Annotated in this window: 12 protein-coding genes and 1 tRNA gene; 7 read left to right on the top strand and 6 right to left on the bottom strand. The window is 66.3% G+C overall.

Annotation, left to right across the window (positions count from 1 at the left end; translation table 11 throughout):
• Positions 1-1,091: YihY/virulence factor BrkB family protein (locus tag GGC30_RS14485; protein ID WP_228763759.1), on the top strand; the 1,091-nt coding region annotated here is incomplete at its 5' end.
• Here the strand turns inward: GGC30_RS14485 and hslU are convergent.
• Positions 1,081-2,382 (bottom strand): ATP-dependent protease ATPase subunit HslU, encoded by a 1,302-nt coding sequence (gene hslU, locus GGC30_RS14480; RefSeq protein ID WP_153925628.1) that lies wholly within the window; start codon positions 2,380-2,382, stop codon positions 1,081-1,083. The genes GGC30_RS14485 and hslU overlap by 11 nt on opposite strands.
• Before the next feature lie 135 nt (positions 2,383-2,517).
• Here hslU and GGC30_RS14475 point away from each other — a divergent pair, with 135 nt between their 5' ends.
• Positions 2,518-3,048: a GNAT family N-acetyltransferase gene (locus GGC30_RS14475; RefSeq protein WP_153925626.1), complete on the top strand. Its 531-nt coding sequence runs from the start codon at positions 2,518-2,520 to the stop codon at positions 3,046-3,048.
• Positions 3,049-3,114: 66 nt separating this feature from the next.
• Here the strand turns inward: GGC30_RS14475 and ppa are convergent, their stop codons facing one another.
• Positions 3,115-3,675 carry an inorganic diphosphatase gene (gene ppa / locus GGC30_RS14470; RefSeq protein ID WP_066552596.1) on the bottom strand — a complete coding sequence of 187 codons (561 nt, stop codon included), beginning with the start codon at positions 3,673-3,675 and terminating at the stop codon, positions 3,115-3,117.
• A 139-nt stretch (positions 3,676-3,814) separates the two neighbouring features.
• Between ppa and GGC30_RS14465 the strand changes: the two genes are divergently transcribed.
• Complete coding sequence (locus tag GGC30_RS14465) at positions 3,815-4,498, top strand: DUF599 domain-containing protein (protein WP_153925624.1); 684 nt, start codon at positions 3,815-3,817, stop codon at positions 4,496-4,498.
• Between the two features lie 260 nt (positions 4,499-4,758).
• On the opposite strand, the gene GGC30_RS14460 is transcribed toward GGC30_RS14465, so the two are convergent.
• Positions 4,759-5,583, bottom strand: a complete 825-nt coding sequence (locus tag GGC30_RS14460) for an N-formylglutamate amidohydrolase (protein ID WP_153925622.1) — start codon at positions 5,581-5,583, stop codon at positions 4,759-4,761.
• A 112-nt stretch (positions 5,584-5,695) separates the two neighbouring features.
• On the opposite strand from GGC30_RS14460, the gene cpdR reads away from it, so the two are divergent.
• Positions 5,696-6,052 carry a cell cycle two-component system response regulator CpdR gene (cpdR, locus tag GGC30_RS14455; RefSeq protein WP_017506825.1) on the top strand — a complete coding sequence of 119 codons (357 nt, stop codon included), beginning with the start codon at positions 5,696-5,698 and terminating at the stop codon, positions 6,050-6,052.
• A 134-nt stretch (positions 6,053-6,186) separates the two neighbouring features.
• Positions 6,187-6,261 (top strand) — tRNA-Val (locus GGC30_RS14450).
• A gap of 52 nt (positions 6,262-6,313) precedes the next feature.
• On the opposite strand, the gene GGC30_RS14445 is transcribed toward GGC30_RS14450, so the two are convergent.
• Together GGC30_RS14445 and GGC30_RS14440 are read right to left on the bottom strand one after the other, a co-directional pair.
• Complete coding sequence (locus GGC30_RS14445) at positions 6,314-7,033, bottom strand: DNA polymerase III subunit epsilon (RefSeq protein ID WP_228763758.1); 720 nt, start codon at positions 7,031-7,033, stop codon at positions 6,314-6,316.
• 132 nt (positions 7,034-7,165) lie between these two features.
• A complete protein-coding gene (locus tag GGC30_RS14440) occupies positions 7,166-7,309 on the bottom strand; it encodes a hypothetical protein (protein WP_153925618.1) in 144 nt (47 codons plus the stop codon).
• Between the two features lie 146 nt (positions 7,310-7,455).
• On the opposite strand from GGC30_RS14440, the gene GGC30_RS14435 reads away from it, so the two are divergent.
• Positions 7,456-8,109, top strand: a complete 654-nt coding sequence (locus GGC30_RS14435; protein WP_153925616.1) for a DUF1345 domain-containing protein — start codon at positions 7,456-7,458, stop codon at positions 8,107-8,109.
• Positions 8,110-8,127: 18 nt separating this feature from the next.
• Here the strand turns inward: GGC30_RS14435 and GGC30_RS14430 are convergent, their stop codons facing one another.
• Complete coding sequence (locus GGC30_RS14430) at positions 8,128-8,379, bottom strand: DUF2171 domain-containing protein (RefSeq protein ID WP_194943609.1); 252 nt, start codon at positions 8,377-8,379, stop codon at positions 8,128-8,130.
• A gap of 177 nt (positions 8,380-8,556) precedes the next feature.
• Here GGC30_RS14430 and rsgA point away from each other — a divergent pair, with 177 nt between their 5' ends.
• Positions 8,557-9,633, top strand: coding sequence for a ribosome small subunit-dependent GTPase A (gene rsgA, locus GGC30_RS14425; protein ID WP_153925614.1), 1,077 nt, complete (start codon positions 8,557-8,559; stop codon positions 9,631-9,633).
• Positions 9,634-9,685: the final 52 nt, after the last annotated feature.

Below are 9,685 nucleotides of genomic sequence, written 5' to 3'. Positions count from 1 at the left end.
AGCCCCTGCCGCCCAAGGTCCCCACGCCCGAGGACTATGAGGCCCAGGAGCCCGGTCGCGGCCGCATGGCCAAACGGCCCGAGCACATTCCGCACAGGGGCTGGTCCGACATCGTGTGGCGCACCGGCGGGTCCTATTTCGGCGACCGGGTCGGCTTCGTCGCCGGCGGCGTGACCTTCTTCACCCTGCTGTCGCTGTTCCCGCTCCTCGGGACGTTCGTGACCCTCTACGGCCTGTTCGCCGATCCGGCCGACGCCTGGGGCCGGCTGCAGTTCCTCTACGCCTTGCTGCCCGACAGCATCGCCGAGTTCCTGGGCGGGGAGATGCAGCGGCTGGCCGAGAACTCCAACAGTCAGCTGACCTTCACCCTGGCCTGGACCCTGGCCCTGTCGCTGTGGACCGCCAACGGGGCGGTCAAGGTGCTGTTCTACGGCCTGAACGTCGCCTACCACGAGGTCGAACGCCGCAACATCGTGCGCTACAACCTGATCTGCATGGCCTTCACCGTCGGGGCGATCATCGCCGTGCTGCTGACCTCGGTCCTGGTCGTCGGCGTGCCGGTGGTCGTGCGGCTGTTCGGGCTGGAGGAGGAGTGGGGCCTGATCGCGCCGCTGCGCTGGCCGCTGCTGCTGGCGGGCTATATCGCGGCTCTGACCGTCATCTACCGCTATGGTCCCTGCCGCCAGCGCGCGCGCTGGCGCTGGGTCACGCCGGGCGCGATCTTCGCGGCGGTGCTCAGCCTGACGGTGTCCTTCCTGTTCAGCTGGTATCTATCCAACTTCGTGCGGACCGACAGCTACGGGCCTCTGGCGGCCATGATGGGTTTCCTGCTGTGGACCTGGCTGTCGGTGCAGGTGATCCTGATGGGCGCCGAGCTGAACGCCGAGATCGAGCACCAGACCGCCGTGGACACCACGACCGGCAAGCCCCTGCCGATCGGCGAGCGCGGCGCCAAGGTCGCCGACAGCATCGGCGCCCGGCGCGGCAATCCCGCGGCTCTCGCCTTCACCCAGCGCCAGGCCGAGCGGGTGGCGGATCGCCTGCGCGGCCGCCAGAACCGCAAGGCCGCCGAGCGCGTCGCTACAGAATGAAGCGGCTCAGATCGACGTCCTTGGTCAGGGCGTCCATCTTCTCGCGCACCGCATCGCCGTCGAAGGTCACGGTCTGACCCGACAGGTCCGAAGCCTTGAAGCTGGTTTCCTCCAGCACCCGCTCCATCACGGTCTGAAGCCGGCGCGCGCCGATGTTCTCGACCGCGCTGTTGGCCGCCACCGCCGCATCGGCCATCGCCTCCACCGCATCATCGGTGAAGGTCAGGGTCACGTCCTCGGTCGCCAGCAGGGCCTGGTTCTGACGGATCAGATTGGCTTCCGGCTCGGTCAGGATGCGCTTGAAGTCGTCGCGCGTCAGGGCCTTCAGTTCGACCCGGATCGGCAGGCGTCCCTGAAGCTCGGGCAGCAGGTCCGAGGGCTTCGCGACGTGGAAGGCGCCTGAGGCGATGAACAGCACATGGTCGGTCTTCACCGGCCCGTATTTCGTCGAGACCGTGGTGCCCTCGATCAGGGGCAGCAAGTCGCGCTGCACCCCCTCACGCGACACGTCGGAGCCGGATGCGCCTTGCCGGGCCGCCACCTTGTCGATCTCGTCCAGGAAGACGATGCCCTCGTTCTCGGCCAGTTTCAGCGCCTCCTGCGTCAGGCTGTCCTGATCCAGCAGCTTGTCGCCCTCTTCCGCGATCAGGGGCGTCGTCGCATCGCGCACCGTCAGCTTGACGGTCTTGGTGCGCCCGCCGCCCATCTTGCCCAGCATTTCGGACAGGTTCAGCAGGCCGACGTTGCCGCCGCCCGGAATGTCCAGGCCCTGGATCGGCGAGGCGGTGTCCGCCAGCGAGATCTCGATCTCCTTGTCGTCCAGCTCTCCGGCGCGCAGCTTCTTTCGAAAACTGTCGCGCGTCGCGGGCCCCGCGCCCGGTCCGACCAGGGCGTCCAGGATCCGGTCCTCGGCGGCGGCCTCCGCCTTGGCCCGCACGTCGCCGCGCCGGCGCTCGCGCACCATGATCAGCGCGCTTTCGACCAGGTCGCGCACGATCTGATCCACGTCGCGACCGACATAGCCGACCTCGGTGAACTTGGTCGCCTCGACCTTCAGGAAGGGCGAGCCGGCCAGCCGCGCCAGCCGACGCGCGATCTCTGTCTTGCCGACGCCGGTCGGGCCGATCATCAGGATGTTCTTGGGCGTCACCTCGTCTCGCAGGTCGGCCGGCACGCGCTTCCTGCGCCAGCGGTTCCTCAGGGCGACGGCGACGGCGCGCTTGGCGTCGTTCTGGCCGACGATATAGCGATCCAGTTCGGAGACGATCTCGCGGGGGGTCAGTTCGGTCATGCGACGCAGATAGGAGAGGCCGAACCGTTGCGGGAGAGGGGCGGGGCGTCGCAGCGCGCACAAAATCCTATCGTCATCGGCGAAAGGGCGTCATGCCGATCGTCAGGACCGCGTTAGCTGCACCAGAGCCCCTTGATGACACCCTTGCAAACGGATCGTCTGACCCTTCGATCCTTTCAGGCCGGCGACGCCGCAGACCTGCTCGCCTATCTTCATCATCCGCGCGCCGCCTGTTTCGCCGCGATGGCGCTTCAGGACATGGCGGCGGCCGAGGCGGAAGTCCTCAAGCGCGCAGCCGAGGACGAACATATCGCCGTCCAGTCCAAGGCCGACGGCCATGTCATCGGTGATGTCTTCGCAATGTTCGAGGCGCCGGACACCTGGTCCATCGGCTGGAACTTCAACAGCGCCTATGGGGGCGCCGGCTATGCGTCCGAAGCGGCTCGCGCCCTGGTCGACCATCTGTTCAAGGACAAGGCGGCCCGTCGCCTGTACGCCTATGTCGAGGACGACAATCTGGCGTCACAGAGGCTTTGCGAACGGCTGGGCATGCGGCGAGAAGGGCTGTTCCGCGAGTTCATCTCGTTCGCGAACGACGCCGCAGGCCAGCCGATCTACGTCAACACGTGTCAGTACGCCCTTCTGCGACACGAATGGCGAGACTGACGGTTCAGCAAAAAGGCGTCCCCTGATCGGAGGACGCCTTAAGGCTTCACGCGCTTGTCGCCCGGATCAGGCGGCGTTAGCGGCCTTGTTCTTGGCCAGCTTGTCCTGGTGGGCCTGCATGCCCTTGGCGATCAGGTCGGCGGCCTCGCCGGCGTCGCCCCAGCCCTCGACCTTGACCGACTTGCCCTTCTCCAGATCCTTGTAGCGGGTGAAGAAGTGCTCGATCTGCTCGATCAGGATGGCCGGCAGCTGACGATAGCTGGCGATCTCGGTGTAGTAGGGGTTCAGCTTATCGACCGGCACGGCCAGGATCTTTTCGTCGCCGCCGGCCTCGTCCGTCATCTTCAGCACGCCGATGGGGCGCGAGCGGATGACGCAGCCCGGAACGACCGGCGTCGGGTTCAGCACGATCACGTCGCAGGGGTCGCCGTCGTCCGACAGGGTGTGCGGCACGAAGCCGTAGTTGCCCGGATAGTACATGGCGGTGTGCAGGAAGCGGTCGACGAACAGCGCGCCCGAGGCCTTGTCCATCTCGTATTTCACCGGCAGGCCGCCCTGCGGAATTTCGATGATGACGTTGATGTCCCAGGGAGCGTTCGGACCGACGGGAATGGCGTCGAGGTTCATGGCGGGTCTTTGCTGCGACTGCGAAACTTTGAAAGGCGAAGGGTGATAGGCTCCCCGGCCCGTCACGGCAAGGGCGACATGTGGCGAACACGGGCCCGGCGGACTTGCGTCTCGGCGCATCATCGCGGACATCTGGATCATGACCTGGACCGATTGGGCGGCGCTGGCCCTCTTCTTCATCTGCTGGCTGGGATACAGCCCCATCCTGGCGTTCATCAGCCGACGGGGCGGCTCGCTGAACCAGGACATGGAGCATGTCCGCGCGGCCTGGATGCAATCCATGACCCATCGCGAGATGAAGCTGATCGACAGCCAGCTGATGGGTCATTCGATCAACTCCGCCTCCTTCTTCGCCTCCACCAACCTGCTGCTGATCGCGGCGGTCGCAGGCATCCTGTTCGGCGGCGAGAGCGCGCTTCAGGGGTTCGCCGCCGTCGGCGCCGAAAACGTGCCGATGAAGATTCTGGAGGCCAAGCTGGCGCTGGTGCTGATCTGCCTGGCGCGCGGCTTTCTGGATTTCATCTGGGCGCTGCGTCAGATGAACTACGCCCTGGCGCTGATCGGCGCGGCGCCGGAGATCCACACCAAGACCGACCGCAAGGCTTTCAGCGAGGCGGCGGGCCAGCTTCTGAACCCGGCGCTCAGTTCCTTCAGTCAGGGTGTGCGCGGCTATTACTTCGCCCTGGCGGCGGCGGCCTGGCTGTTCGGACCACTATGGCTGGCCTTGGGCGTCGCCTCTTCGTTCAGTCTGTTGATCTATCGCCAGGAGGCGTCGCCCGCCGCCCGCGCCATTCGCAACGCACGGCGGCTGCTGGACAACTGAACCAATCCTTTCGCAGTTGCGAGATCGAGCGCCTTCCGACTTTCTTCGAAAGAGCTCCGTCTTGTCAGGCGACCCGCCATATTTGCGTAACAAGGCGTGACCATGCGGGCGCGCATGGGTCTTGACCCATTGTGCATCGCAACCTAAGTTGACCTCTGACGCCTCCGGGCGTCTTGCCCTTCCTGGGCGTTTCCTCCCTATAGACTTTTAATGCCGCACCCTCGGGTGCGGCTTTTTTTTTTGATCTGATCAGCGATCAGTCAGGCCGACCACGCGTCTGAGCACAGGGTGGCGATCACACGGGACAGGGCCTTGTGCGTGTTGGCGTAGGTCGCGTTGGGGGCCAGCGTCGTCTCGTCCAGGTAGAGTTTGCGGCTCAGCTCGATCTGGATGGCCTCATAGCCTTCGTCCGGCCGCCCCCAGCGCTGGGTGGACCAACCGCCGGCGTAGGGATGGTTCTGCGCCACGCGCCAGCCCAAGCCCTCGAACAACTCGCGCAGCCGTCGGCTGAGCCGCGCACTGCAGGCCGAGCCGTAACGATCGCCCAGCACGACCTCGGCCCCGACGGCGCGCGCCGGCATCGAATGCCAGTCGATCAGCACGGCTCGTCCGTGCGTCGCGCGCGTCGCCTGCATCTGTTCGTCCAGCGCCTGGTGATAGGGCGCGTGGACCCTGGCGATGCGGTGTCTGGCCTCCGCCAGCGTCAGCCGGCGCGTGTAAAGCGGCGTTCCGTCGCCGGCCAATCGGGGAATCACGCCATAACCGGCGGCCGTCTTGGCCCCCACCGGCCCCTCCAGATCCTCGATCAAGGCCGGGTCAAGCTCAGAGGGATCACGGTTCAGATCAATATAGGCCCGGCCGATCCGCCCTTCGATCAGCGCGGCTCCTCTGGGCGGTCCCTCTGCGATCAAGCGCCCGACCAAGGCGTCCTCGGCGCTTTTCAGGCTGGCCCGCGACAGGCCCGGCGCGGCGCCCATGTCGTCGGGATAGAGGTCGCCGGAGTGGGGCGAGGCGAAGACCAGCGCCGTCGCGGGCGCATCCGCCGCCGGCGCGGTGATCGAAAAGCTGTCGCCGCCGTCGGTCATGCCCCCGCATAGCGGGTTTCGCTGTGGAAGGAAGTCGGCTGATCGGTGAATTTCATCGGCGGTTTACCGTTCGGGCTCTAGGTTTGCGGTCTGTTTCAAGGGTGTTTCTCGAATGGCGCGTATCCTCCTGGCCGAAGACGACGGTTCGCTGCGCGGATTTCTGACGCGCGCGCTGGAGCGGGCGGGCCATCAGGTCATCGACTGCGAGAACGGCGACGACGCCATCGACGCCTTGGAGCATGGCCCCTACGACCTGTTGCTGACCGACATCGTCATGCCGGGCGCCGACGGGATCGAGGTCGCCCGCGTCGCCGCCGCCCGCCAACCGGGGCTGCGCATCATGTTCATCACCGGCTTCGCCGCCGTGGCCCTGACCGCCGCCCAGGCCACGCCGGACGCGAAGGTGTTGTCCAAGCCCGTCCACCTGCGCGATCTGGTCAATGAGGTCGAGCGGATGGTCGCGGCCTGAACCTTCGCTGCGTGGGTCGAGCGGCGTTTGGCGAGAAATCGCATTCTTGCCGTTAAATCGGCTTGATGCCGACCGGCCTCGCCGCTATACGACCGCTCTTCCCGCTCCGAAGACGTTTTTCGGAGCCCTACGGCGGATGCGTAGCTCAGCGGGAGAGCACCTCGTTGACATCGAGGGGGTCACAGGTTCAATCCCTGTCGCGTCCACCATTTCCTTTTCTTTTCAGATCAGTCGCCATCAGCCCTGGCTGGCGTTTGCGCGCTAGAGCAGCCGTCCCTGATCCGATGTCCGGACGGCCGTGTTCGTCATCAGGCCGCGGCGGCGAAGCTCGGTCGCGGCGGTGAAGGCGATGTCGATGTCGCGTCCCGACGCCAGGATATGAAGCTGGTCGGCATCCACCGCGCTCCACGCCTTGCCGCGTTCAGGGCCGGCGGGCACGCGGGGCAACAGTCCCGGTTCGCGGCTCCAGGCCAGGAGCTGATCGACGCTCGTTTGGTTCAGCATGTCGCGCAGATGGTGGGCGGTGACATAGGCGTCGGGCAGGGCGCGATGCGCCGGCAGGCCCAGCTCATGCACCAAGCCCTCGGGCCGGCGCAGATAGCGCAGCATCTGGTTGGAGAAGCGCGGCAGGTCGGGCCACAGCCGCAAGGCGCATTTCCACGTGCAGATCCACTTTGCGCCGCCTGACAGGGCAGGGGTGCAATACCGCTGCTCGAAGCTGGCGCGGTGAGCCGCCAGGGCGATCACGCCCGCCTCGGGACGAAGGATGAGCGGGGCGACGGCCCTCCAATAGCCGGCGTCTTGAACCCACTCGTCCAGAATGTGATGGATCGCCATGGTGTCGGGCGAAATCGGCCGACCGGGATTTACGAAACGGGCGCCGCGCGTCGCATCCAGACGCCATGGGCCGACCCCGTCACGCACCACGTCCTGCCACCCGATCTCGCAGACGTCCTGAGGGCCGGATCCGGCCGTCTCCAAGTCGATGACGCGGATGCGTTGGGGTGATGGCGTGAAGTCGGTCAGGGCGTCCTCGGCGTGGCTTTCACACCTGACAACGCCTGGGACGCCAGATTCGGTCCGGTGCCTGGAAAGACCGCCGACGGCGCGTCGTCAGTTCGGCAAGTGTACCGACCCGTGCGGCATGACGGTCATCACGGCCCACAGACCGACCAGCACCACGGGCGAGGCGATCAGCGCCCGCCGACAGCGATGCGCCAGATAAAGAGCCTCACCGATCACGATCGACACCAGCATTCGCGTTTCCCCCGAAACGATAAGCGACACTTCTATGACGTCGCCGACAGACGTGTCCCTCAATGAGACGAAATCCATTTTGTCGTAGCCGCTCCGCAGGCCGCGCGGTCGCTGGACGTGCGGCCAGGAATGCGCAATCTCGCGGCATGGGATCTGTCGCGCGCCTGTTCCGTCTGCATTTGTCGCTATGGCTCGGGCTGCTGGTCTTGGCGGCCGTCGCGGCGCTGGCGCCGGCCAGCGTCGGCTGGCCGATGCGATTGGCGGCTGGCTGGGACGCGGGCGTGGCGACCTTTCTCGTCGCGACCTTTGCGCGGATCTTTCGCGCCCGTTCGCAGGAGGCGATGCGACGCCGCGCGGCGGAGCTGGATCAGGCGGGCGTTCTGGTCCTGCCGCTCAGCATGGCGGCGGCCGTGGCCAGCGTCGTGGTCCTGGCCCTCGCCATGGTGGCCAGCGACGGCAAGCCGACCGTCGGGCAGGCGGTCTTTTCAGTGTGCACCGTCGGCCTGTCGTGGCTGTACGTGCACATCATCTTCGCCCTGCACTACGCCCACGGCTTCTACGCCCCGCGTGACGACGGCAAGGGCGATCAGGGCGGACTGATCTTTCCGGGTGAGGAGGACGCGGACTACTGGGATTTTCTACACTTCGCCCTGATCATCGGCGCGGCGAACCAGACGGCCGATGTGCAGATTTCCAGCCGCAAGCTGCGCGGCTTGGCCACGTTTCACAGCCTGATCGCCTGGTTCTTCAACGCCGTTATCCTGGCGCTGACGGTCAATCTGGCCGCCACGCTGCTTTAGGCACGCGGAGCCGTTCGGTCAGAGATCGACCGGGCGACCGGATTCCTCTTCTTCAAGCGTGACGGCGACATCGGCGTTGGCCGACAGGCGCACCTTGTCGCCCTCGACGCCGGCGACGAAACCGTTCTCGATATAGTGGTGGTGATCGGCGTGGGCGCCGGTGTTCTCGCGGCGCGTCAGCTTGATCCGGTCGCTCTCCACCCGGTCCACGACGCCGACGTGCACGCCGTCGGCTCCGATGACTTCCATGCCTTCCTTGAACTCGCTCATCGCTGTTTTTCCTCGCTGAACATCGTCTCGATAGCGGAGCGCCGCCGACCGACATTTCGTTCCCGAGGCGCTGGGACGGCAAGCATGCTTGTTCGCGGCCGCGCCGACTGGCAAGGCTTTGGGACAGTGTTCAGCACAAGCCGGCTGAGGAGCGCGAGCGACAGGGATGCCGTTGACTTGATCGAACAGTATGGATGGTCCGAGGTCTGGGCGACGGCGTTTGCGCCGCATGCCCATGCCGGTCACACGCCGGGCCGCGTCATCCTCCAGCATCGCAACGGCTATCTGGTCGTCACGGATGCGGGCGAGCTTCAGGCCAAGGCGTCCGGCCGACTGCGGCACGAAGCCCAGGAGACTGGGCCCCCGGCAGTGGGCGACTGGGTGGCGCTGTCGCCGAACCCTCAGGACGGCGCCGCCACCATCCACGCCGTCCTGCCTCGCCGCACGGCCTTCGTGAGACGGGCGGCCGACAGCGTGCGTCGAACCCAGATCCTGGCGGCCAATATCGACGTGGCCTTCGTCGTCACCTCGATGAATGCGGATCTGAATCCGCGCCGGATACAGCGTTTCCTGGCTGCGGCGATGGACAGCGGAGCGCGGCCTGTTCTTGTTCTGACGAAGTCGGATCTCAGCGCCGACCCCCAGGCCGAGGCCGCTCAGGTGGCGGCGCTGGAGACGCAGACCCTGGTCCTGACCGTCTCGGTGCGCGAAGGCGTCGGCCTTGAGGCGCTGCGTCTTCAGGTGAAGCCGGGCGAGACCTGTGTCCTGATCGGCTCGTCGGGTGTCGGCAAGTCCACCCTGGTCAACGCCTTCCTGAACGAGGATCGGATGGCGACCCAGGCGATCCGCGCATCCGACGACCAGGGACGGCATACAACCAGCCATCGCCAGCTGATCCCGCTACCCGGCGGCGGTCTCATCATCGACACGCCCGGCATCCGCGAAGTGGGCCTGATCGACGCCGAAGAGGGTGTGGAAGCGGTCTTCGACGATATCGAACACCTGATGCAGGAGTGCCGCTTCACCAACTGCGGCCATGTGAGCGAGCCGGGATGCGCTGTCCAGGCGGCCCTGGCGGACGGCACGCTGGAGGGACCGCGCTGGGCGCATTTCCAGAAGCTGAAGTCGGAACTGGCGGCCGCAGGGGACAAGGCGGAACGGATCGCCAAGGCTGCGGAACGCCGGCGGCTGGGCGGCTTGCAGAAGGTCTATCGCGCGACGAAGCGCAACGATCGCGGCGGGGCCGATCGATAGCGTCGATGGCGCAACCGAATTTCGACGTGTTGCGGGGCCAAACGGGCTAGGT

Origin of the sequence: Brevundimonas sp. SPF441 (assembly GCF_009661015.1) — a bacterium.
In the GTDB taxonomy this organism is placed as follows: domain Bacteria; phylum Pseudomonadota; class Alphaproteobacteria; order Caulobacterales; family Caulobacteraceae; genus Brevundimonas; species Brevundimonas vesicularis.
Note: the sequence above shows the minus strand (reverse complement) of the source record. Positions and strands in the feature narration are given on the sequence as shown.

Bases quoted from the DNA above. Each gene is read 5' to 3' on its own strand.
- hslU (WP_153925628.1), bottom strand. From the start codon at position 2,382: ATGACCGAACTGACCCCCCGCGAGATCGTCTCCGAACTGGATCGCTAT.
- GGC30_RS14475 (WP_153925626.1), top strand. From the start codon at position 2,518: ATGACACCCTTGCAAACGGATCGTCTGACCCTTCGATCCTTTCAGGCC.
- ppa (WP_066552596.1), bottom strand. From the start codon at position 3,675: ATGAACCTCGACGCCATTCCCGTCGGTCCGAACGCTCCCTGGGACATC.
- GGC30_RS14465 (WP_153925624.1), top strand. From the start codon at position 3,815: ATGACCTGGACCGATTGGGCGGCGCTGGCCCTCTTCTTCATCTGCTGG.
- GGC30_RS14460 (WP_153925622.1), bottom strand. From the start codon at position 5,583: ATGACCGACGGCGGCGACAGCTTTTCGATCACCGCGCCGGCGGCGGAT.
- cpdR (WP_017506825.1), top strand. From the start codon at position 5,696: ATGGCGCGTATCCTCCTGGCCGAAGACGACGGTTCGCTGCGCGGATTT.
- GGC30_RS14440 (WP_153925618.1), bottom strand. From the start codon at position 7,309: ATGCTGGTGTCGATCGTGATCGGTGAGGCTCTTTATCTGGCGCATCGC.
- GGC30_RS14435 (WP_153925616.1), top strand. From the start codon at position 7,456: ATGGGATCTGTCGCGCGCCTGTTCCGTCTGCATTTGTCGCTATGGCTC.
- GGC30_RS14430 (WP_194943609.1), bottom strand. From the start codon at position 8,379: ATGAGCGAGTTCAAGGAAGGCATGGAAGTCATCGGAGCCGACGGCGTG.